Source organism: Brachybacterium sp. UNK5269, from assembly GCF_049266655.1.
Taxonomy (GTDB): domain Bacteria; phylum Actinomycetota; class Actinomycetes; order Actinomycetales; family Dermabacteraceae; genus Brachybacterium.
The window spans coordinates 897523-919450 of record NZ_CP184883.1 but is presented as its reverse complement, the minus strand read 5'-3'; the positions used below and the strand labels follow the sequence as shown (position 1 = coordinate 919450).

Below are 21928 nucleotides of genomic sequence, written 5' to 3'. Positions count from 1 at the left end.
CCCGATCATCCGGGGCGGGCCTCGCCGCGTCGGCCCCGGCGCGCGCCGACCGGGCTGGCCCGCCGGCCCGTGAAAAGATGGGCGGATGCTGCTGACCGATCATGTCCCACCCACGATGCCCGCCTCACTCCGGGGCCGACTGACCACCCGGGTCCCGATCGAGTCGGACGTGTCAGCAGTGACCGCGCTGGTCACCGCGGACCTGCGAGCGCACACCCCGGACGCCGTGGCCGATCCGGCGGGGCTGCGCTCGCGCCTGGTGGGGCTGAAGTCCTGGTCCCGCCGGCAGGTGGTCGTGGTGCCGGTCGCGGCCGACGGCACCCCCTCGCTCGAGCGGGCGCCGCTGGGCTGGATCGCGCTCGAGGACCGGGCCGCGGGCCGCGTGAACGTGCAGTTCGTGCTCGCCGCCGAGGTGCCCGAGCGCAGCGCCCTCGCGGCCGCGCTGCTGGACTGGGCGGTCGAGGTGGCCGGCTCCTTCGCCCGCCAGCGCGGGGTCGAGCGCACCAAGCTCACCACCGACGCCCACGAGCTGGACGGCGACCGCGAGCACCTGCTGGCCGCGGCGGGCTACGAGATGGTGCGCACCTGGCTGCACATGCGCCGCCCCGTCAGCGCCGAGGAGGCCACCAGCCTGCCGGCGCCGCGGGAGGGCACCCGGGTGCGCCGGGTGCACCGCCACGAGTCCGGGCTGCCGGTCGCGCAGGACGTCCGCAGCGTCCACACCATGCTCGAGGAGTCCTTCGCCGACCACTTCAACTCCTATCGCGAGTCCTTCGCCGAGTTCGTGCAGCGCCTCATCGAGACCCCGCGCGAGGCGGACTGGGACCACTGGTGGCTCGCCGAGATCCGCCGCGACGGCCGGTGGCTTCCGGCGGGCGGGCTGGTCGCCGCGAGGACGCCCGCCACCGCGGCCCGCGGCGAGGGCACCTACCTCGAGTACCTCGGCGTGCACCGCAGCGCCCGGGGCCACGGCATCGCGAAGTCCCTGCTGCGCGCCGCCGTCCAGGACGCGGCCGAGCGCGGACGCAGCCACGTCGATCTCGAGGTCGATGCGGACTCCCCCACCGGCGCCGACGGCATCTACGCGGCGATGGGCTGGGAGACCTTCGAGCGCACCCACTCCTGGCACTCCTCGGCGCCCGCCCACCCCTCGCGGCTGCTCGAGCCGCCGGCCTGAGCCTGCGGCCGGGACCGGGCCGGACGGGCGCCGCCTGCACGTGCCCCGCCCGCATAGCGAATCGGGTCAGGTTCTGTTCCAGATCCCGCAGGATATGGAACAGAACCTGACCCGATTCGCGCAGCGCAGCGGCGCTCAGGCCGCGGGGGTCACTCCCACTCGATGGTCCCCGGGGGCTTGCTGGTGATGTCGAGGGTGACGCGGTTGATCTCGGCGACCTCGTTGGTGATGCGGGTGGAGATGCGCGAGAGCACCTCGTAGGGCACCTTCGCCCAGTCCGCGGTCATCGCGTCGTCGCTGGTGACGGGGCGCAGCACGACGGGGTGGCCGTAGGTGCGGCCGTCGCCCTGCACGCCCACGGAGCGCACGTCGCCCAGCAGCACCACCGGGCACTGCCAGATGTGACGGTCCAGCCCGGCGGCGGTCAGCTCGGCGCGGGCGATCGCGTCGGCCTTGCGCAGGGTGTCCAGCCGTTCCTTGGTGACCTCGCCGATGATGCGGATGCCGAGGCCCGGTCCCGGGAAGGGCTGGCGCCAGACGATCTCGTCCGGCAGCCCCAGCTCGGAACCGACCGCGCGCACCTCGTCCTTGAACAGCGCCCGCAGCGGCTCGACCAGCTCGAAGGAGAGGTCCTCGGGCAGGCCGCCGACGTTGTGGTGGCTCTTGATGTTGGCCGCGCCCTCGCCGCCGCCGGACTCCACGACGTCCGGGTACAGGGTGCCCTGGACCAGGAAGGCCTTCTGCCCGGACGATGCCGTGTGGGCCTCCTCACCGGCCCCCTCGACGACGCCCTGCTCCCGCAGGATGTCGGCCTGGGCCCGCTCGAAGGTGCGGATGAACTCGCGGCCGATGATCTTGCGCTTGGTCTCGGGATCGGTGACGCCCGCCAGTGCGGTGAGGAACTGCTCCTCGGCGTCGATCATCACCAGCTTCGCGCCGCCGGTGGACTCCCCGAAGGCCTTCTGGATCTGTGCGGACTCGTCCTGGCGCATGAGCCCGTGGTCGACGTACACGCAGGTGAGGCGGTCCCCGATGGCGCGCTGCACGAGGGCGGCGGCCACCGCGGAGTCGACGCCGCCGGAGAGCCCGCAGATCGCGGTGCCCTCGCCCACCTGGGCGCGGATCCTCTCGACCTGCTCCTCGATGACGTTGCCGGTGGTCCAGGTCGGCTCGATCCCCGCGCCGCGGTGCAGGAAGTTCTCCAGCACCTCCTGGCCGCGGTCGGAGTGGCCGACCTCCGGGTGCCACTGCACGCCGTAGAGCCGCTTCTCGGGGTTCTCGAAGGCGGCGACGGGGCTGGCCGACGAGGTCGCGACCACCTCGAAGCCGCTCGGCGCGGCGGTCACGGAGTCACCGTGGCTCATCCACACCTGCTGCTCGAGGTCCTGCTGGTGGAGGAGTTGGGAGTCGCCGTCGACGCTCTCGAGGCGGGTCGCCCCGTACTCGCGCACTCCGGTGGGAGCCACGGTCCCGTCCAGCGCGGCCGCCATCGACTGGAAGCCGTAGCAGAGCCCGAGCACGGGCACGCCGGCCTCCAGCAGAGCGGGGTCCAGGCGCGGGGCGCCCTCGGCGTAGACGGAGCTGGGGCCGCCCGAGAGGATGATCGCGCGCGGCTGCTTGGCGAGGATCTGCTCGGTGGGCACCGTGTGCGGGACGATCTCGGAGTAGACCCGGGCCTCGCGCACGCGGCGGGCGATGAGCTGGGCGTACTGGGCGCCGAAGTCGACGACGAGGACGGGGCGCTGGTCGATGTCGTTCACCCGATCGAGTCTACGTCGGGCCCCGCCCCGCGGTGCCCGCGGTCCGCGGCCGGGCGGCGCAATCCTCGTCACTCGGGAGCGGCCCGCCCGGCGCCCGCCCGGCTCGGGGGCCTCCCCGCCCGGCCCGGCGGGCGTACCGGGCTCGGCTCAGGCGCCGCCTGCCCGCTCGGCGTCCTGGATGGTGGGCCGACGGGCGAGGTCGTCCTCGACGGCCTGGTGGGTCCAGCGCTCGCCGAAGAAGGACAGCACCGGGACCACGCCGAAGAACATCAGCAGCAGCATCCGGGGCAGCGCCCAGCGCATCTTCATCCAGAGGTCGAAGGCCAGCACCACGTAGATCATGTAGATCAGGCCGTGGATCGGGGACCACACCGAGGAGACCTGGTCCCAGAACGGGGAGGTCGAGGAGAACCAGGTGTCGCCGCCGTAGACGACGTAGCGCATCACCATGATGGTCACCAGCACCAGCAGGGCGATGCCCTCCACGATGGAGGCCACGCGGAAGCGGGCGAACGCCGTCGTGCAGGCGACTTCGTCGAGGGGGCGGGGAGCGGGCACGGTCACACGTCCTTGTCAGGGGTCGGGGCGGTCGTCCGGGGAGCGGCCGAGGAGGGAGCGGCGCCGACGGCGGCCGCAGGGGTGGCGGGAGCGGCGCCGACGGCGGCCGCAGGGGTGGCGGGGGCGGCGCCGACGGCGGCCGCAGGGGTGGCGGGAGCGGCGGCGGGACCGGGAGCGGCCCCGTCCTCGGCGCCGCCGAGCGCCCGCTGCATCGCCTCACGGCGATCGGCGACCTCGTCGAGGTGGGTGGTGCGCACCGAGCGCCACCACAGGTAGAGGAAGAAGACGGCGAACAGCACCCATTGGAAGGAGTAGCCGATGTTCTGCCAGTCCAGTCCCTGGGAGAAGCGCGACTCCGCCGGCGGCAGGGGTCGCAGCGGCGCGGTGGGCTGGTCGACGGCGACGAACCCCGCGTACATCGGGGAACCCCATTCGTTGACCAGCAGCGGCGTGGCGATCTCGCTGGCGACGCCGTCGCTCACCCCGCCTGAGGCGGCCTCGCTGGCCTCGAGCCGGCCGGAGATCTCGACCTCGCCCGCAGGGGGCGTCGGGGCGAGGGCGGCGTCGATCTCGCCGTCGGCGCCGAGCACGTCGGCGGCCGGCAGCCAGCCGCGGGCCACCGGCAGGCGGGCCCGGGTGCCGTCCTCGAGCGCGATCTCGAGGGCGGAGACGACGACCACCGCATCGGTGCCGTCGATGTGGCGGCCCGGGACGAGGACCTGCTCGCCCGGCAGGTACCGCCCGGAGGCGGTGACCGTGTCGCCCGCGATCGCATTGGTCACGGCCCCGCCCACCTCGACCACGTCGCGGATGTCGCCGAGCAGCTGGGAGCCGGCGGCCTTGTCGGACAGGGCCCGATGGGCACGGTCCCACTGCCATCCCGCCAGCAGCCCGCACACCAGCGTGGCCGCCACCATCAGGGCGAGCAGGCCCAGGAACTGTGGGCGGAGGGCGACGCGGAGCATGCGCACCATGGTACGAGCCGCTGCTGGGACCGGTCCGGGGCCGCGACGCCTCTCACACAGGCGGCCGCTCGGAACCGGCGCCGATGGTCCCGACCGCTGTCGGGGCACCGCGCCTATGCTGGGGGCGTGTCGCAGAGTGTCTATATCGCCAGCCCGGAGGGGATGACCGGCAAGTCGATGGTGGCTTTCGGTCTGCTCGAAGCCCTCGCCTCCCGTTCCGACCGCGTCGGGGTCTACCGCCCCGTCGTCAAGGCCGACCGCGCGAGGGACTACGCCGTCGACCTCCTGATCAGCCACCCCGCCGTCGACCAGACCTACGACGACGCCATCGGGGTCGACTACCAGCTGATGCTCTCGGACCCCGAGACCGCCCATGAGCGGATCCTCGCCAAGCACCGCGAGCTCGCCGCCCGGTACTCGGTGCTGGTGGTGCTCGGCTCCGACTACGACGACCTCGCCAATCCCACCGAGCTCGCCTTCAACGCCGAGGTGGCCGCCAACATGGGCGCCCCCGTCATCGTCGTGCTCTCGGGCCTGGACCGCAGTCCCGACCAGCTCGCGGCGCTCGCCGCGGTGAGCGTCAGCGAGTTCTCCGGCCACCACTCCACCTCCCTCGCGGTGGTCGTCAACCGCGCCGATCCGGGATCGCTGGACGCGGTGCGCGAGGCCGTCTCCGCGAAGCTGCCCGACACCCTGGTCTCGGCGATCCCCGAGAACCCGGTGATCCTGGCCCCCACCGTGCAGGAGCTCAAGGACGCCGTCGGCGGCACCCTCCTGCAGGGCAACCCGGAGTGGCTGGAGCGGGTCGCCATCGGCACGGTGATCGCGGCGATGAGCCTGCCCAACGTGCTCAGCCGGCTCACCGAGAACTGCACGGTGATCGCTCCCGGCGACCGCTACGACCTGCTGCCCGGCCTGGTCATGGCCCAGCAGTCCGGCACCTTCCCCTCGCTGTCCTCGATCGTCCTGACCGGCGGCTACGACGTGCCCGAGGAGGTGGGCCGGCTGATCTCGGGCGTCCAGCAGGACCTCCCGATCATCACCTCCACCCTGTCCACCTTCGACACCGCGGTGAGCATCGCGAAGTCCCGCGGGCGGCTCACGGCCAGCAGCCCGCAGAAGCTGGATGCGGCCCGCCGCGCGGTCGCCGAGCACCTGCCGATCCCGGACCTGCTGAGCGCCCTCGAGGTGAGCCGCAGCGAGGTCGTCACCCCGATGATGTTCGAGTTCGAGCTGATCGCCCGGGCCCGCGGGGAGAAGAAGACGATCGTGCTGCCCGAGGGCGACGATCCCCGCATCATCGAGGCCGCCGAGTCGCTGCTGGCCCGCGGCGTCGCGGAGCTGATCCTGCTGGGCGAGGAGAACACGATCCGCGCCAAGGCCTCCCAGCTCGGTCACGACATCTCCGAGGCGCGGGTGATCTCCCCGCACGACGAGGAGCATGTCGAGCGGTTCGCGCAGGAGTACGCCCGGCTGCGCGCGAAGAAGGGCGTCACCCTCGAGCAGGCCCGCGAGAAGGTCCAGGACGTCTCCTACTTCGGCACCATGATGGTGCAGATGGGCGAGGCCGACGGGATGGTCTCCGGGGCGGCCCATTCGACGGCCCACACCATCCGGCCCTCCTTCGAGATCATCAAGACCAAGCCCGGCGCGCAGATCGTCTCCTCGGTGTTCCTGATGGCCCTCGAGGACCGGGTGCTGGTCTACGGCGACTGCGCCGTGAACCCCGATCCCACGGCCGAGCAGCTGGCGGACATCGCCGCGCAGTCCGCCGCGACCGCCGCGCAGTTCGGCGTCCAGCCGCGGGTGGCGATGCTGTCCTACTCCACCGGCACCTCCGGCACCGGAGCCGACGTCGACAAGGTGCGCGAGGCGACCGCGCTGGTGCGCAGGAACCACCCGCACCTCGACGTCGAGGGCCCGATCCAGTACGACGCGGCGGTGGACGCCTCGGTGGCGAAGACCAAGCTGCCCGACTCCTCGGTGGCGGGCCGCGCGACCGTGTTCGTCTTCCCGGACCTCAACACCGGCAACAACACCTACAAGGCGGTCCAGCGCTCGGCCGGGGCGGTGGCCATCGGCCCCGTCCTGCAGGGCCTGAACAAGCCCGTCAACGACCTCTCCCGGGGCGCGCTGGTGGACGACATCATCAACACCGTCGTCATCACCGCGATCCAGGCGCAGGCGGAGTCGGACCGGCTCGACGCCGCGTCCTGACCCGGCGCCCCCCACCCCTTCCGCACCCACCAGGAGCTCGATCCCATGGCAGATCCCACGGACCCCCGCGTCCTCGTCATCAACTCGGGCTCCTCGTCCCTGAAGTTCCAGCTGCTGTCCCCCGCGGACGGCGCCGTCGATGCGACCGGCATCGTCGAGCGGGTGGGCCAGGAGCAGGGCACCGCGAGGATCACCGCCGGGGACGCGGAGTCGGCCTTCAGCGGCCCGGTGCCGGACCACAAGGCGGCGATGCGGATCGTCGAAGGTCTGTTCGGGGACGTCGGGCTCTCGCTGAGCGACGACCGGATCCGGGCCGTCGGGCATCGCGTCGTCCAGGGCGGGGCGCGCTACTCCGCGCCGGTGCTCATCGACAAGCAGGTGCGGTGGGACATCCACGACCTGGGCAAGCTCGCCCCGCTGCACAACTACGCCGCGGTCGACGGGATCGACGGCGCACAGGCGCTGCTGCCGGACGTCCCGCACGTGGCCGTGTTCGACACCGCGTTCTTCACCGCCCTGCCCGAGGCGGCCGCGAACTACGCGCTGAACCGGGAGCTCGCCCAGCGCTACCGGGTGCGCCGCTACGGCGCGCACGGCACCAGCCACCACTTCGTCGCGCGGGCGGTCGCGGATCATCTCGCCGCGCAGGGCCGCGACGTGTCCGCGCTGCGCCAGATCGTCCTGCACCTGGGCAACGGCGCCTCCGCCTCCGCCGTGCGCGGTGAACAGCCGCTGGAGACGTCGATGGGCCTGACGCCGCTGGAGGGCCTGGTCATGGGCACCCGCACCGGGGACATCGACCCCACCATCTACCTCCACCTCCACCGCCAGGCGGGGCTGTCGGCCGACGAGATCGACACCGTCCTGAACAAGCGCTCCGGGATGATGGGGATGTGCGGGATGAGCGACTTCCGCGACATCACCGCCGCGGTCGAGGCGGGCGAGGAGGCCGCGACCCTGGCGATGGACGTGTACGTCCACCGGCTGCGCAAGTACCTGGGGTCCTACACCTTCGTCCTGGGCGGGCTGGACGTCATCGCCTTCACCGCGGGCATCGGCGAGAACGTCCCGATGGTCCGCGAGCGCCTGCTGACCGGGCTCGAGGAGTTCGGCATCGAGCTGGACCTCGACGCGAACGCCGCCCGCGGCCCGGGTCTGCGCGTGATCTCGAGCCCCGCCTCGAAGGTCGCCGTCATGATCGTCCCCACCGACGAGGAGCTCTCGATCGCCCAGCAGGCCGCGGTGGTCGCCCGCGAGCTCGCCGCCTGACCGCGCGCCGACACCCCGTCGGGCCCCCGCCCGCCCGCCGGCGGCAGGGATCGGCGCCATCCACAGCGAGGTGCGCGGTCTCCCGCCATGGGCGGCGCCGACGTACCCTGAGCAGGCACGACACCGCCACGCTCCAGGAGACCCGATGCACTACCCTGCGCCCTACGCCTACGTCCCGCCCCCGCGCAAGCGCCGCGGTCTCAAGCGCACCATCTTCGGCGGCCTCGGCCTCATCGCCAACGCCGTCGGACTGGTCGTCATGCCGTTCGTCGCCGCCTTCATCGCCCTGATGATCGCCGGGGTGGGATCGATGGAGCTGACCCCGCTCGACGCCCGGGAGGCGACGTTCCAGGCCTCGAGCGCGAAGCTCTACACGGTCGCCGTGCCGCAGGCGGACCTCGAGTCGACGACCTGCGAGATCGAGGGCGAGAACATCACCGTCGCGCTCGGGGACCCGGAGATCTCGAGCGGGCAGGTCGACGGGGTCGACTACTTCGACCTCTACGACGTCACGGTGCACAGCGACCAGGAGGTCAGCGTGCGCTGCGAGGGCGGGAGCGCGGTCGCGCTGTGGGAGATGGGCATGGTCGGCACCCTCGTCAGCCTCGGTCTCGGGATCCTGCTGCCCGTGCTCCTCGGCCTGGCCTCGCTCGTCCTGACCATCTGGGGGATCATCGCCCTGGTCCGCTCGCGCTGAGGTCCCCTCCCCCGGCGGCCGCGGCGCGGGCCCGGGCGGCCTCGCGGCACTCCGAGGTCCAGGACCGGTCATCGTGGATCAGCTCGTCCCGCCAGGGGATGCCCAGTGCCTGCGCCATCTCCCACCGGTCCTCGGCCTCGAGCTCGGCCAGCGGGGCGGTCGGGATGTACACGGTGTCCCCGTCGTCCCATCCCTCCGCGCCGGCCGGGAGGACCCCGTGGACCGGGTGGGGCGCGGACACCATGTGCGGGGCCACCGGCTCCCCGCTGAACCGCCGCAGGAGTCCGGGCACCGTCAGCAGCAGGAACAGCGCCAGCGCGAGCGGAAGGAAGCCCGTCCGCGGATCGAGCAGCCACGGGATGAGGAATCGGAGCTGGCCCAGGGTCGTGGTCCAGTGCGCGAACGGCAGCACCGCCCACAGCGCGACCACGGCGGCCACCACCGCGGCGACCACCGCGCGCACCAGGACGCCGCGCCGGCTGCGGCCCGGGAACCGCCTCCCGCGCCGGAGCTCCGCGCCCGCTGTCTCGGGGCTCATCGCTCCTCCTCGTCGCCGGGCTCGTCCTGAGCACCGAAGGAGGTGGGGCGGTACAGGGTGGTCGGGGTGTAGACGGGTTCCGAGGAGCTCGGCGACCAGGAGGGGTCGGCGCTGGGCCGTCCCTGCCGGGCCTCGTCACCGGGGTGCTCGCGCGGATGGGAGACGGGCGCAGCCTCTGCGTCCGCCACCTCGGCGGTCGCTGCGGACATCAGGGTGGCGGCGTGACTCGGCCGGGCCGCGGCGTCGGGCTCATCGCCGCGGCGCGCCTCGACAGGCCCGGCGTGCAGGGCGCGGAGGATCTCGAGGAAGGCGCGGGCACCGCCCTCGGTCTCGTAGTCGGTGTGCCAGGGGATCCCGTCGGCGCGGGCCATCAGGCGCAGCTCGGCGATGCCGCGCCGCAGTTCCCCGGCGTCGCCGCCGCCCGCGATGCCGCCGTCATCGAGGAACGTCACCGCTGTGCTGCGCTGGCTGCGGTGGACGCGGGCGGTGGGCAGGGGGGTCCCCGCCGGTCCCGCGAGGATGCCCCGCGCCAGGCGGGGGTCGTCGGCCGGACCGCGGGGACGTCGCTGTCGCTCGGATGCGATCCCGAGTGGCACGAGCACCAGGAGCACCGCGAGCACCACGACCACCAGCGGCACGAACAGGTTCTCGAGGAGCTGCCACAGCGCCCGGGGGCCGTCGGGCCCGAGCAGGAGCAGCAGTCGTGACCGCAGCAGCTGGCCCGGGCTGCGGTACTCCGGGTAGAACGGCCCGAACAGCAGCAGCAGGCACGCCGCCATGGTCGCCGAACCCAGCAGCAGGATGACCCCCGGGGCGAGCACCCGGGAGGGCGACCCCGAGCCGGGGGGCTGCTCCGCCGACGTCATCGCGGGGAGCGTCGAGACTGCGCGCTCATGCGGTGGTCACGACCTCGACCCGCTGGAACTCCTTGAGCTCGAGGTAGCCGGTGGTGGCCATCGCGTGGCGCAGCGCCCCGACCAGGTTGGTGGTGCCGTCGGCGACGATCGAGGGGCCGAAGAGGATCTGCTCGAGCGGTGCCACGGTGCCGACCTGCATGCGGTGGCCGCGGGTGAGGGTGGGGTGGTGCGCCTCGCTGCCCCAGTGATGGCCGCGGCCCGGTGCCTCCTCGGCGCGGGCCAGCGCGGCCCCGACCATGAGGCCGTCGGCGCCGCAGGCGATCGCCTTGACCAGATCGCCGGAGCGGCCCAGGCCGCCGTCGGCGATGACGTGCACGTAGCGGCCACCGGACTCGTCCATGTAGTCGCGACGGGCCGCGGCCACGTCGGCCACCGCGCTGGCCAGCGGCACCGTGATCCCCAGCGTCTCCCGGGTGGTCTGGGAGGCGCCGCCGCCGAAGCCGACCAGCACGCCGGCCGCACCGGTGCGCATCAGGTGCAGGGCGGCGGTGTAGGTCGCGCAGCCGCCGACGATGACCGGGACGTCGAGCTCGTAGATGAAGCGCTTGAGGTTCAGCGGTTCGCGGTCGGTGGAGACGTGCTCGGCCGAGACGGTGGTGCCGCGGATGAAGAACAGGTCCACGCCCGCGTCGACCACCGTCTTCCAGTGCTCCTGGGTGCGCTGCGGGGACAGGGAGCCGGCGGCGGTCACCCCGGCGTCGCGCAGCTGCTGGATCCGGTCGCGGATCAGCTCGGGCTTGATGGACTCGGAGTACGCCTGGCGCATCACGGCGACGACCTCGTCGTCGGAGGCGGTGGCGATGCGGTCGAACTGGGCGGTGGGGTCCTCGTAGCGGGTCCACAGCCCCTCGAGGTCCAGCACGCCCAGCCCGCCCAGCCGGCCGAGCTCGATGGCGGTCTCCGGGGACATCAGGGAGTCCATCGGGGCGGCGAAGATCGGGATGTCGAAGTGGTAGGCGTCGACCTGCCAGGCGGTGGAGACGTCCTCCGGGTCCCGGGTGCGACGGGACGGGACCACCGCCACGTCGTCGAAGCTGTAGCTGCGGCGTCCCCGCTTGTTCCGGCCGATCTCGATCTGGTTCACACCGGGAGTCTACCGTCGGCCCCCGCTGGACCTGCGCCGGTCTCAGCGCACCGCGGGCTGTCCGAGCGGCCAGGCGGTGGCCACGTCGGGGGTCTTCCCCTTCTTCTCCAGCCACTCGTTCATGCCCTCCGCCCAGCGGCGGTGCCAGCCCACCTGCTGGCGATGCAGGTCCTCGAGCGAGGAGGCCGCCACCTGCGGATGCTTCGCCGCCAGGGCGCGCAGCACGTCCAGGGTGGCGGAGACGTCGACGTCGGCGGTGTGCAGCTGTCCGTCCTGCTCCAGACCGAACAGGGCGAGCAGGTCGGTCAGGGTGCGCTTGCCCTTGCGGTAGCGGTCCACGCCGCGGTCGACCACCAGGGCGTCGATGACGGGCGCGATGTCGTGCCCCAGGCGCTCGGTGAGGGTGGGCAGCCCCAGCCGGGTCAGCTCGTTCTCGAGGATCGCCAGGTCGAAGCTGATGTTGAAGGCCACCAGCGGGATGTCCCGCTCGAGCGCGTCGGCGATCATCGCGGCGACCTCGTCGAGGGCCTCCGCGGCCGCCATGCCGTGCGCCCGGGCGTGCTCCGTGCTGATCCCGTGGACCCGCTGGGCCGCCTCGGGGATGTCCATCTCGGGGTCGATCAGCCAGGTCGCGACCGTCTCGTGCTCGCGGCCGGGCCCGACCGAGTGCACCAGGGCGACGGTGACGATCCGGTCGCTCGCCACGTTCGTGCCGGTGGTCTCGGTGTCGAAGCCGAGCAGGGGTCCGTCGATCCAGGTGCTGGTCATCGCCTCAGCGTATCGGCGCCGGCTGACGATCGTCCCTCCCCACCGCGCGGCGGTGGAGGAGCGCCCCGCTGCCCGGCGTCGGACTCAATGGGAGGAGTAGTTCGGGGCCTCCATGATCGCGGCCATGTCGTGGGGGTGGGACTCCTTGAGGCCGGCCGCCGTGATGCGCACGAACTGGCCCTTCTCCTTGAGCTCGGGCACGGTGTTCGCCCCGACGTAGAACATCGACTGGTGCAGACCGCCCACCAGCTGGTGCACGACCGAGGCCAGCTGCCCCTTGTAGGAGACCCGGCCCTCGATGCCCTCGGGCACGATCTTGTCGTCGCTGGAGACGTCGGCCTGGAAGTAGCGGTCCTTGGAGAAGGACTTCTTGCCGCGCGAGGCCATCGCGCCCAGCGAGCCCATCCCGCGGTAGGCCTTGTACTGCTTGCCGCCCACCAGCACCACCTCGCCCGGGGACTCCTCGGTGCCGGCCAGCAGGGAGCCGATCATCACGGTGTCGGCGCCCGCGACCAGGGCCTTGGCGATGTCGCCGGAGTACTGCAGGCCGCCGTCGCCGATCAGCGGGACGCCGGCGGGGCCGCAGGCCTTGGAGGCCTCGTGGATCGCGGTGATCTGGGGGACGCCGACGCCGGCGACCACGCGGGTGGTGCAGATCGAGCCCGGTCCCACGCCGACCTTCACGGCGTCGGCGCCGGCGTCGACCAGCGCCTGGGCACCGGCCCGGGTGGCGACGTTGCCGCCGATCACCTGGACGCCCGCGAAGGCCGGGTCGCCCTTGATGGTGCGGATCATGTCCAGCGCCAGCCGGGCGTGCCCGTTGGCGGTGTCCACCACCAGCACGTCCACCCCGGCGTCGCGCAGGGCGCCGGCCCGCTCGAGGGAGTCGCCGAAGAAGCCCACGCCGGCTCCGACCAGCAGCCGACCCTGACCGTCCTTGGAGGCGTCGGGGAACTGCTCGGACTTCACGAAGTCCTTCACGGTGATCAGACCGGTCAGGCGTCCGTCGGCGTCGACCAGCGGGAGCCGCTCGCGCTTGTTGCGGCGCAGCAGCGCGGTGGCCTGCTCGGGGGTGACGTCGTCGGGGGCGGTGAACAGCTCGGTGGTCATCACGTCGGAGACCTTGGTGGTGGCCCAATCGGCCACCGGGATGAAGCGCAGGTCCCGGTTGGTGCACACACCCAGCAGCCGGTCGCCCTGGTCCACCACCGGCAGCCCGGAGACGCGGAACTGGCCGCAGACGGCGTCGAAGTCCTCGAGGGTGGCGTCGGGGCCGATGGTGACCGGGTTGGTGATGCGACCGGTCTGGGTGCGCTTGACGAGGTCGACCTGGTGGGCCTGGTCCTCGATGGAGAGGTTGCGGTGGAGGATGCCGATGCCGCCGTGGCGGGCCATCGCGATCGCCATCCGGGACTCGGTGACGGTGTCCATGGCGGCGCTGGCCAGCGGGATCCGCAGGGTGATCTCCTTGGTCAGGCGGCTGGAGGTGTCCGCCTCGGAGGGGATCACGTCCGTCTCGCCGGGCAGCAGCAGGACGTCGTCGTAGGTCAGGCCGATGAAACCGAAGGGATCCGCGCTCGTCATGGACCGATGGTAGCGGCCGACGGTGGGCCGGTGGAGGGCGATCCGGTGCGTGATGGGTCATGCTGCGGACGGCTGAACTGGGAGGATGGCGCCGGCCGCGGCGTCCCTCGCGGGCGGTGAGCGCGGGATCACGCCGGAGCCGGCGCCGACGGCTGATCTGCCTCACACCGGCCCCGGAACGGTTCCGGAGGGCGAGCGCAGTGCTTAGATTGGCCGAGCCCCTCACGCGGTCCGCCGATGCTTCCCGCGCCCTCTTCACCCTCGGAGCTTGACCATGCCCCGTACGCACGTGCAGAAGCCTGCCGACCCGCCGATCAGCAACGGCTTCCTCGGTCCCGACCGCAACTGGCACCTCACGGTCGGGCTGATGTCGGCGATCGCCGGGATCGGCTTCATCGCCTGGAGCTTCCGCCACACCGGCGGCGAGGTGAACCCGCTGCTGCTCCTGCTCGCGATCGCCTTCGGCCTCTTCATGGCCTTCAACATCGGCGGCAACGACGTCGCCAACTCCTTCGGCACCAGCGTCGGAGCGGGCACCCTGACCATGAAGCAGGCCCTGGTGGTCGCCGCGGTCTTCGAGGTGTCGGGAGCGGTGCTCGCCGGCGGCTCGGTCACCGAGACCGTCCGCAGCGGCATCGTGGACCTCGACAGCATGCACGTGGACCCGGCGTCCTTCGCGTACATCATGATGGCCGCGCTGCTGGGAGCCGCGCTCTGGCTGCTGCTGGCCACCAGGATGGGATGGCCGGTCTCGACCACCCACGCGATCATCGGCGGCATCGTCGGCGCCGCCGTCACCACCGGCATCGTCACCGGCACCGGCGGGCTCGAGATGGTGCAGTGGGGGCAGATCGGCCAGATCGCGATCTCCTGGGTGCTCTCCCCCGTGCTCGGAGGCCTGGTCGCCCTGCTCCTGTTCGGTGCCATCAAGCGCCACATCCTGGCCCCCGCCTCACGGGCGATCGCGCTCGGCTCGAAGGGCTTCGAGGACGAGGAGGACGACGACGAGGACGAGGACGAGGACGGCATCGAGGACCATCCCGAGTCGCACCGCCATGTCTCCGGCTACGAGCGGCTGGGCGAGCTGCAGCAGTCGGCCTTCGCCGAGTCCGCCGCCCTGGACCTGTCGCCGGGCAGCCCCGGCGCGGAGCTCGCCGCGCGGGCGATGACCCTGACCAAGAAGGAGCGCAAGGCCGCTCGCAAGATCGAGCGCAAGGCCGCCTACCACGCGCTGGAGAAGCGGGTCCCGCTGCTCGCCGCGGGCGCCGCGGTCGTGATCGCCTCGATGCTCCTGTTCAAGGGGCTCTCGAACGTGGGCCTCGAGCTGACCGCCGCCAGCACCGTGATCCTGCTGGTCATGATCGCGATGGCGGTGTGGATGGCGGTCACCGTGTTCGCCCGCGCCCTGAAGAAGCAGTCGATCTCCCGCGCCACCTTCATCATGTTCAGCTGGCTGCAGGTGTTCACGGCCTCCGCCTTCGCGTTCAGCCACGGCGCCAACGACATCGCCAACGCGGTGGGCCCCTTCGCCGCGGTGCTGGACGTGCTGCGCACCGGTGCGATCTCCGACGAGGCCGCCGTCCCGACGGCCGTGCTGATCGCCTTCGGCGTCGCCCTGGTCTCGGGCCTGTGGTTCGTGGGCCGGCGGGTGATCGCCACCGTGGGCTCCGGGCTGACCGCGATGCACCCGTCCTCGGGGTTCGCGGCCGAGCTCGCGGCGGCGGGCGTGGTGATGGCGGCGTCCGTGATGGGCCTGCCGGTCTCCTCGACCCACATCCTGATCGGCGCCGTCCTCGGCGTGGGCGTCGTCAACCGGGCGGCGAACTGGCAGCTGATGAAGCCGATCGCGCTGGCCTGGCTGCTGACGCTGCCGGCGGCGGCCGGGATCGGCGCCGTGGTGGTGCTGGTGCTGCGCGCGCTCTTCTGAGCCGATCCGCCGCGGACCGGGCCCGGGCCGCGGCCCCCGGGCCGCCGTGGCTCAGCGGGGCTGCTCGACCCGGCGCCAGCTGGAGGACGTCGCCAGGTGCGCCAGCGCCAGGCCGAAGGCGGCGGCGAACACGGTCTGCACGGCCTGCTGCAGCATCATCACCGAGGAGAACAGCTCGCCGGCGTTGAGCAGGGTGAAGCCGCCGTACATCGCATAGCCGGGGATCATGATCACCACCGCGGGCACCGAGATCGAGGTGCGCGGCACGTGCCGGGTGCGGGCGATCAGGTAGGCCAGCAGCCCCACCAGGACGGTGGCGGCCAGGGTCGCCAGCTGCACCGGGACGCCGCCCTCGGTGAGCAGGAAGCGCAGGGAGTTCGCCACCAGCGCCACCCCCGCGGCCGCCAGCCCGATCGGCCACGGCGAGTTGAACAGCAGCGCGAAGCCGAGCACGCCCACGAAGGTCGCCGCCGCCCGCAGCAGCAGCTCCGCCACCGGGTCGAGACCGAGCGGGGCGGCCGGGACCGGCTCGATCCCCACCGCCAGGCTCACGGTCCACACCGAGGCGGCGGCGCTGATGATGATCAGCGCCGCGTAGGTCAGCCGCGCCAGACCGGCCGAGTAGTCGGCGCGCACCAGGTCCAGCATCCCGGTGATCAGGGGGAAGCCGGGCACCAGGAACAGCACCGCGGCGAGGTAGCCGCCCAGATGCCCCGGTCCCAGCCACCCGGCCGCCGTCGGCACCCCGATCGCGAGCAGGTAGGCGCCCGCCGCGACCACCGCGGCGATCACCGTGATCAGCAGATGGTTCCAGCCGCGCAGCTGGAGGGTGCGGCGCGCCGCCTGGCCGAGGCCGGCGGCGAGCCCCGCGGCGAGCGCCTCGACGGGGCCGCCCTGGTTGAGCACCGCGAAGGCCGCGCAGGCGAAGCCCGCCGCCGCGGCGTTCAGCGGCCGCGGATGGAGGGGGCGCCGGGAGCGGATCGCGGCGAGCTGCTCGAACACCTCGGCGGGGGTGACGCCGCCCGGCGGCAGGGTCTCGACGTAGCGCTGGGTGCGGTAGAGGCGGTCCACGTCCACCCCCACGTGCTGCGGCTGGGTCAGACGGGTGCGGTAGCGGCCGTCCAGGGTCGCGGTCGCGGTGATGTCGGTGTAGCTGACCACCGAGCTGAAGGAGTCCAGGCCGAGCGCGCGAGCGGTGCGGCTCATGGCCGAGCGCACCCGGTAGGAGGCCATCCCGGAGGCCAGCAGCTCGGCGCCGACCGCGGCCGCCGCCTCCGAGCGGATGGTCAGCGAGTCCGGCACCCCCAGCGGGCTGGTGGCGGTGGACAGCGGCTCCCTCCCCGGCTCCTGCGCGGCCGGTCGATCGCCCGGTGCGGGCGGGTCCTGGTGCTCCGTCATGGTCGGGGGTCCCCCTCCTTCGCCGGTTCCCTGCCGCCGAGCACCCGGCGCACCCGGTCGAACTCGGCCTGGAAGGCGGCGTCGTCGTTCTCGTACTCCTCGCGCCAGGGCATGCCGATCCGGTCGGCGAGCTCGCGATGGGTGCGGGCCCGTCGCGCGCGGCGCTCCTCGCGCAGCAGCGCCGCGCGCGGCGGGGCAGGGCGCAGGCCGGCGGCGCCCTGCAGCACGCGCAGTCCGTCGAAGCTCTCGGCGTCCCAGCCGACCTCGGGCACCACCCAGCGGCGCGGCGGACGGTCGTCCGGCCCGGGGCCGCGGATCCCGATCAGGGCGAGGCCTCCGCGCCCGGCCTCCCCGACGGCGTACTCGACCTCGGCGAGATGTGCGCGGTCCACGGTCCGCAGTCCCCGGCGCAGGGTGAGCGTGCCGCGCTGCGCGTCCAGCAGCACCACCCGGTGGGTCATCAGCAGGGGCACCAGGGCCCACAGCGCGAGCAGCGCCCACAGCAGCAGGGCGCCCAGCAGCAGCTGGCTCCAGGCGGGGGCGAGCAGCTGTTCGAGCAGCCCGTCCTGGCCGTCGCGCAGTCGCGATCGCCGCCACTGCTGGAGGCCCGCGCCCGCGAAGGGCGACAGCAGCAGCGAGACCAGCGGCAGCCCGATCAGCACGCCGGGCGCGTAGCGGGCCCGCAGCGAGGGTCCGATGATCGCCGCGCCGGAGCGGGTGCGCCGCGGCGCAGGGGCCGCCTCGGCGGCGTCGGCGGGATCGGGGGCGCTCACGGCCCCAGCGTACGCAACGCTCCGGCGAGCTCCCGACGGCTGCGGAACTCGCGGCGGTCCCCGGTGAGCGGATCGGTGAAGGCCAGGGACCGGGCCAGCAGCTGCAGCGGCAGGCTCGCCGGCGGCTCCGTCGCCGTCCGCGCGGGCGGCGGCGGGTACAGGTCCTCCCCCAGGATCGGGGCCGCGCGCGCGGCGAGCTGTGCCCGCAGCTGGTGGGTGCGGCCGGTGCGCGGGCGCAGCCGCAGCTGCAGCGTGCCGTCGGCCTCGAGGGCCCGCACCTCCAGGAGGGTCTCGGCATTGGGCTCTCCCGGGACCACCTGGGTGGTGGCGATCCCGCGGGTGCGCACCAGGCGGTCCCGCAGCAGCGCCTGCTCCCCCACCCGGCGCGGGAGCGCGCTGTCCGCCGCGGGGACCACCCGGGCCTCGTACTCCTTGTCCATCTCGCCGCGGGCGAACAGCTGCTGGTAGGCGGAGCGCTCCTCGGGGCGGATCCCGAAGGCGAGCACCCCCGCGGTGCGGCGGTCCAGGCGATGCAGCGGGACCAGGGTCTCGATCCCGGTGGTCCGGCGCAGGCGCACCAGGGCGCTGGAGAGCACATGGGCCCCGCGGGGCATGGTCGCCATGTCATGGGGCTTGTCGAGCACCAGCAGGTGGTCGTCGCGGTGCAGGATCGACAGCTCCGCCGCCGGGACCTGCTCGGCGCGCAGCTCGCGGTGGAACCACAGCTCGTCGCCGGGGCCCACCAGGTCCTGCGCGGCCCAGGGCGCCCCGTCGGCGTCGACGACCTCCCCGCGGGCGAAGCGCTCCCCCAGCGGGCTCGCCGCGGGATCCGCCAGCGCCGGGAAGCGCTCGCGCAGCGAGTCCAGGGCGCCGCGCGCGCCGCTCGCGTCGCGGGGCACCTGCCAGCGCACGGCGTCGAGCCCTTCCCGCTGGGGCAGCGGCGGCGGCCGGCGGCGGGCCCGGCGGCGGGCGGCGCGGCCCGGCCGGGACGGGTCGCTGCGCCGCAGCGGCTCGTCGGCCTCCTCGCTCACAGCCCCCACACGGCGAAGGTCAGCACGTTGTGGCCGACGTAGAAGACGGCCAGCACCAGCAGCAGCAGGTTCGGGTGGCGGTCCACGAAGCTCATCGCCTGGGGCGCCTTCGCCCGGAGCTCCGCGGGGGTGATCGCGTCGATGTGCGTGATCTGCACCCCGGCCTCGCGGGCGCGCCGCAGGGCCATCTGCTGGGCGCGGGGCCCGAAGAAGCGGCTCGAGACCGCGACGATGCGGTGACCGGCCGGGTCCAGGACGTAGACCCCGTCATAGGCGGTCTCGGAGACCGAGAGCATCTCCGCCGGGGACGCGGCGCGGGTCAGGTCCCGCACCGCGATCACCTGGCCCACGTCGGCCCAGCGGGAGGCGCGGGTGCGGCGCAGCAGGCTGCGCAGCGCGAGGCCCTCCTCGTCGATCTGCAGCCAGGCCGTCAGCACCCGCAGGCAGGTCGCGGTCACGGTGGCGGCCACCAGCACCCAGAGCGCCAGGGGCAGGGTGAACAGCGCATCGTGCATGAGCGCCGGGTCGTTCCACAGCCGCTGCCCGATGAAGCTGATGATGACCAGGAACTCGAGCACGACGACGAACACGAAGCCGGTCACCAGGGTGCCGATGACGACGGAGGCCGGCGGACCGAAGGTCCGGGTGGGGAGGCCGTCCTCGGAGGACGCGCCGGCGGCTTCGGACATACTGGTCCCCACTGCTCCTCCGCTCGTCGACACTGTGTGGCTCAGGTCATCTTAGGGTGCGCACGGCGCCCGGGAGACCGTCCCACCGCTGGTCGGGCGCCGTGTCGGGCGAGCGGCGAGCACCGGGCGTCAGTCCGTGGGCAGGGCGGGGATTGCTCCCAGGGTGCTGGGCGTGATCACGCTGGCGCCGCCGACCTCCGCCGCGTAGCTCAGGTACTGGATGTGGTTCTCATACCGGTCCAGGACGTCGTTGATGATCTGCTGGCGGGTGAGCCCGGTGACGTCGTACCCCTCGGCGCCGGTCTGGGTGAACACGTCCAGGCGCTGGTAGGTGGTGCGGTCCTGCGCGACCCGGGCGCCGAAGGTCGGCACCGGGGTCTCCACCGGGGCGACCCGGTAGAGGAAGTCCCGCTCGTCCCCCATCCGGATGAGCAGCGTGTTGATGGTGATGGAGGTCTTCTCGTCCACGACGTGGCGGGTCTCGGCGACGTACCCCTGCTCGACGAACTCGCGGGAGACGTCCTCCAGGGCGGGTCCGACCACCTGCCGCGAGAACTGCGCGACCGCGCGCGGGCTGGGGTAGGAGCGGAGGTTCGCCAGGCGCTGGCGCCACGACTTCTCGGGGGCGTAGCCGCCGTGGACGGTGACGTCGGGACGGCGCAGCACCCGGCCCTCGCGATCGGCGCGCTCCATCCGCAGCGCCTTGGAGAAGCTGGCCATGACCAGGTACGCCACCACCGTCACCGGCAGTCCGAAGATCAGTGTCGCGTACTCCATGGTGGTGACCCCGCCCGCGGTGAGCATGGCGATGGTCAGCAGCGCGGTCAGCAGGGCCCAGAAGATCCGCAGCCACTTCGCGCCGTCCTGGGCGGGATCGGGGATGGTGGAGGAGAAGTTGCTCATCACCAGGGCGCCCGAGTTGGCGCTGGTGAGGTAGAACAGCAGCCCGGACAGGGTCGCCAGGCCCACCAGGAAGGCCGCGCCGGGGAACATCTCCAGCAGCGCGTACCACCCCTGCTCGGGGCGGGCGATGGCGAGCTCGGCGAAGGCCCGGCTGGCCGCGGTGTCCTCGAGCACGACCGCCAGCGCGCTGTTGCCGAAGATCGTCACCACCAGCAGGTCGCACAGCACCGGGGCGGTGATCGCGGCGAGGACGAACTCGCGCAGGGTGCGGCCGCGGGAGATGCGGGCCAGGAACATGCCGACGAAGGGACCCCAGGCGAGCCAGAACGCCCAGAAGAACAGGGTGGCGCCGGCCATCCACTCGGAGCCGCCCGGCTCGTAGGCCAGGGTCTGCAGGGTGCGCTGCGGGAGGGTCCCCACGAAGCGGCCGATGTTCTCGACGATGGCGTTGAGCAGGAAGGCAGTCTCCCCGGTGACCAGGATGTACAGCAGCATCGCCCCGGCGCTGTAGAGGTTGAGCTCGGAGACCAGGCGGATGCCCTTGTCGACCCCGGAGGTGCAGGCGGCGATGGTCATCACCACCGCCACCAGCACCAGCGCGATCTGCAGGGCCAGGCCCTGCGGGAGGCCGAACAGCCAGGAGAAGCCGACGTTCAGCAGCACCACGCCGATGCCCATCGAGGTGGCGACCCCGAAGACGGTGCCCACCAGGGCGAAGATGTCGATGACGTCGCCCGCTGCGCCGCGCACCCGCTTGCCCAGCAGCGGGTAGAGGGCGGCGCGGATCGACAGCGGCATCCCCCACCGGTAGGCGAAGTAGCCCATCGCCATGCCCAGCAGCGAGTACATCGCCCAGCCGGCCACGCCGTAGTGGAACATCGTCCAGACCACGGAGTCCTGGAGGGCGGCGGCGGATCCCGGCTCGGCGTTCGGCGGCGTCAGGAAGTGGGAGATCGGGCCGGTGACCGAGTAGAACAGCATGTCGATCCCGACGCCGGCGGCGAACAGCATCGCCACCCAGGTGAAGAGCTTGTACTCGGGGCGGGAGTGGTCCGGGCCCAGCCGCACCCTGCCCTCCGGCGAGAAGGCGACCCACAGCACGAACAGGATCACCAGCGTCACGGTGAGGACGTAGAACCAGCCGAGGTTGGCCGAGATCCACTGCACCGCGCCGAGCATCGTGTCGGCCGCGGCGTCCGGGGCGAGGATCGTCCACAGCGAGAAGGCCAGGATGATCCCGGAGGAGGTGAGGAACACCGTCCAGTTGACCCGGGGGCCCTTGGCGGCGGCGGGGATGGCGGGCGCTTCGGTGACCTGCACCCGGCGCTCGTCCCGGGTCAGGTCCTCGGGACCCCGGAAGAGGTCCTCCTTCTTCAGCGGAGGCCGGCGCGCCTCGCGCTCATCGCGCTGGTCGCGCCGCGCGGGGGCGCCGAGCTTGCCGCGGGCGACCTCGGCGGCCTCGCGCTCCGCGGCCCGGCGGCTCTGCGCGTGCTGGGGCTCCGACGCCGACGAATCGGCCGGCTGCTCGCCCGGGCTCGACGGGGCGAGCTCCTCGGGCTGGTCCTCCGGGCTGGGCGGGGTGCTGGGCTCGGGCACGCGGTTCCTCCATCGGGGTCGTCTCTTCGGGAGGTACCGGGAGAGCACACGACCGCGCGCCGCTGCGGCGGCGACGA

General features: G+C 73.0%; 18 protein-coding genes. 5 read left to right on the top strand and 13 right to left on the bottom strand.

Annotation, left to right across the window (positions count from 1 at the left end):
• The first annotated feature begins 169 nt into the window (after positions 1–169).
• Positions 170–1177 (top strand): GNAT family N-acetyltransferase, encoded by a 1008-nt coding sequence (locus ACOJUI_RS04175; protein WP_422116843.1) that lies wholly within the window; start codon positions 170–172, stop codon positions 1175–1177.
• A 149-nt stretch (positions 1178–1326) separates the two neighbouring features.
• On the opposite strand, the gene guaA is transcribed toward ACOJUI_RS04175, so the two are convergent.
• The 3 genes from guaA to ACOJUI_RS04160 form a co-directional block, all read right to left on the bottom strand.
• Positions 1327–2937 carry a glutamine-hydrolyzing GMP synthase gene (guaA, locus tag ACOJUI_RS04170; RefSeq protein WP_422116842.1) on the bottom strand — a complete coding sequence of 537 codons (1611 nt, stop codon included), beginning with the start codon at positions 2935–2937 and terminating at the stop codon, positions 1327–1329.
• 147 nt (positions 2938–3084) lie between these two features.
• On the bottom strand, positions 3085–3495 hold the full coding sequence (locus ACOJUI_RS04165; RefSeq protein ID WP_422116841.1) for a DUF3817 domain-containing protein: 411 nt from the start codon (positions 3493–3495) through the stop codon (positions 3085–3087).
• Between the two features lie 2 nt (positions 3496–3497).
• Positions 3498–4460: an SURF1 family protein gene (locus tag ACOJUI_RS04160; RefSeq protein ID WP_422116840.1), complete on the bottom strand. Its 963-nt coding sequence runs from the start codon at positions 4458–4460 to the stop codon at positions 3498–3500.
• A 162-nt stretch (positions 4461–4622) separates the two neighbouring features.
• On the opposite strand from ACOJUI_RS04160, the gene pta reads away from it, so the two are divergent.
• From pta to ACOJUI_RS04145, 3 genes are all read left to right on the top strand, one after another.
• Positions 4623–6677: a phosphate acetyltransferase gene (pta, locus tag ACOJUI_RS04155; RefSeq protein WP_422117611.1), complete on the top strand. Its 2055-nt coding sequence runs from the start codon at positions 4623–4625 to the stop codon at positions 6675–6677.
• A 45-nt stretch (positions 6678–6722) separates the two neighbouring features.
• Positions 6723–7946: an acetate kinase gene (locus ACOJUI_RS04150; RefSeq protein WP_422116839.1), complete on the top strand. Its 1224-nt coding sequence runs from the start codon at positions 6723–6725 to the stop codon at positions 7944–7946.
• 145 nt (positions 7947–8091) lie between these two features.
• On the top strand, positions 8092–8643 hold the full coding sequence (locus ACOJUI_RS04145) for a hypothetical protein (RefSeq protein ID WP_422116838.1): 552 nt from the start codon (positions 8092–8094) through the stop codon (positions 8641–8643).
• Here the strand turns inward: ACOJUI_RS04145 and ACOJUI_RS04140 are convergent.
• The 5 genes from ACOJUI_RS04140 to guaB form a co-directional block, all read right to left on the bottom strand.
• Entirely contained in the window at positions 8618–9181 is a 564-nt protein-coding gene (locus ACOJUI_RS04140; protein WP_422116837.1) for a hypothetical protein, read from the bottom strand. The genes ACOJUI_RS04145 and ACOJUI_RS04140 overlap by 26 nt on opposite strands.
• On the bottom strand, positions 9178–10047 hold the full coding sequence (locus tag ACOJUI_RS04135) for a hypothetical protein (RefSeq protein WP_422116836.1): 870 nt from the start codon (positions 10045–10047) through the stop codon (positions 9178–9180). Before ACOJUI_RS04135 ends, ACOJUI_RS04140 begins: the two co-directional genes overlap by 4 nt.
• Positions 10048–10072: 25 nt before the next feature.
• Positions 10073–11182, bottom strand: a complete 1110-nt coding sequence (locus ACOJUI_RS04130) for a GuaB3 family IMP dehydrogenase-related protein (protein ID WP_422116835.1) — start codon at positions 11180–11182, stop codon at positions 10073–10075.
• Positions 11183–11224: 42 nt separating this feature from the next.
• Positions 11225–11950, bottom strand: a complete 726-nt coding sequence (locus ACOJUI_RS04125) for an exonuclease domain-containing protein (RefSeq protein ID WP_422116834.1) — start codon at positions 11948–11950, stop codon at positions 11225–11227.
• 84 nt (positions 11951–12034) lie between these two features.
• The gene (gene guaB / locus ACOJUI_RS04120; protein ID WP_422116833.1) at positions 12035–13534 is read right to left on the bottom strand and encodes an IMP dehydrogenase; all 1500 of its coding nucleotides are present in this window, start codon (positions 13532–13534) and stop codon (positions 12035–12037) included.
• Between the two features lie 274 nt (positions 13535–13808).
• On the opposite strand from guaB, the gene ACOJUI_RS04115 reads away from it, so the two are divergent.
• Positions 13809–15461, top strand: a complete 1653-nt coding sequence (locus tag ACOJUI_RS04115; RefSeq protein ID WP_422116832.1) for an inorganic phosphate transporter — start codon at positions 13809–13811, stop codon at positions 15459–15461.
• Between the two features lie 51 nt (positions 15462–15512).
• Here the strand turns inward: ACOJUI_RS04115 and ACOJUI_RS04110 are convergent, their stop codons facing one another.
• The 5 genes from ACOJUI_RS04110 to betT all read right to left on the bottom strand — a co-directional run bounded on the left by ACOJUI_RS04110 (position 15513) and on the right by betT (position 21851).
• Positions 15513–16859 carry a threonine/serine ThrE exporter family protein gene (locus ACOJUI_RS04110; RefSeq protein WP_422116831.1) on the bottom strand — a complete coding sequence of 449 codons (1347 nt, stop codon included), beginning with the start codon at positions 16857–16859 and terminating at the stop codon, positions 15513–15515.
• The gene (locus ACOJUI_RS04105; RefSeq protein WP_422116830.1) at positions 16856–17632 is read right to left on the bottom strand and encodes a hypothetical protein; all 777 of its coding nucleotides are present in this window, start codon (positions 17630–17632) and stop codon (positions 16856–16858) included. The genes ACOJUI_RS04110 and ACOJUI_RS04105 overlap by 4 nt, the downstream gene beginning before the upstream one ends.
• Positions 17629–18672, bottom strand: coding sequence for a pseudouridine synthase (locus ACOJUI_RS04100; protein WP_422116829.1), 1044 nt, complete (start codon positions 18670–18672; stop codon positions 17629–17631). Before ACOJUI_RS04100 ends, ACOJUI_RS04105 begins: the two co-directional genes overlap by 4 nt.
• Entirely contained in the window at positions 18660–19352 is a 693-nt protein-coding gene (locus tag ACOJUI_RS04095; protein ID WP_422116828.1) for a hypothetical protein, read from the bottom strand. The genes ACOJUI_RS04100 and ACOJUI_RS04095 overlap by 13 nt, the downstream gene beginning before the upstream one ends.
• 129 nt (positions 19353–19481) lie before the next feature.
• The gene (gene betT / locus ACOJUI_RS04090; protein ID WP_422116827.1) at positions 19482–21851 is read right to left on the bottom strand and encodes a choline BCCT transporter BetT; all 2370 of its coding nucleotides are present in this window, start codon (positions 21849–21851) and stop codon (positions 19482–19484) included.
• Positions 21852–21928: the final 77 nt, after the last annotated feature.

Excerpts from the sequence above, each read along its gene's own strand:
- ACOJUI_RS04160 (WP_422116840.1), bottom strand. The coding sequence starts at position 4,460 with ATGCTCCGCGTCGCCCTCCGCCCACAGTTCCTGGGCCTGCTCGCCCTG.
- pta (WP_422117611.1), top strand. The coding sequence starts at position 4,623 with ATGACCGGCAAGTCGATGGTGGCTTTCGGTCTGCTCGAAGCCCTCGCC.
- ACOJUI_RS04150 (WP_422116839.1), top strand. The coding sequence starts at position 6,723 with ATGGCAGATCCCACGGACCCCCGCGTCCTCGTCATCAACTCGGGCTCC.
- ACOJUI_RS04145 (WP_422116838.1), top strand. The coding sequence starts at position 8,092 with ATGCACTACCCTGCGCCCTACGCCTACGTCCCGCCCCCGCGCAAGCGC.
- ACOJUI_RS04140 (WP_422116837.1), bottom strand. The coding sequence starts at position 9,181 with ATGAGCCCCGAGACAGCGGGCGCGGAGCTCCGGCGCGGGAGGCGGTTC.
- ACOJUI_RS04135 (WP_422116836.1), bottom strand. The coding sequence starts at position 10,047 with ATGACGTCGGCGGAGCAGCCCCCCGGCTCGGGGTCGCCCTCCCGGGTG.
- ACOJUI_RS04125 (WP_422116834.1), bottom strand. The coding sequence starts at position 11,950 with ATGACCAGCACCTGGATCGACGGACCCCTGCTCGGCTTCGACACCGAG.
- guaB (WP_422116833.1), bottom strand. The coding sequence starts at position 13,534 with ATGACGAGCGCGGATCCCTTCGGTTTCATCGGCCTGACCTACGACGAC.
- ACOJUI_RS04115 (WP_422116832.1), top strand. The coding sequence starts at position 13,809 with ATGCCCCGTACGCACGTGCAGAAGCCTGCCGACCCGCCGATCAGCAAC.
- ACOJUI_RS04110 (WP_422116831.1), bottom strand. The coding sequence starts at position 16,859 with ATGACGGAGCACCAGGACCCGCCCGCACCGGGCGATCGACCGGCCGCG.
- ACOJUI_RS04095 (WP_422116828.1), bottom strand. The coding sequence starts at position 19,352 with ATGTCCGAAGCCGCCGGCGCGTCCTCCGAGGACGGCCTCCCCACCCGG.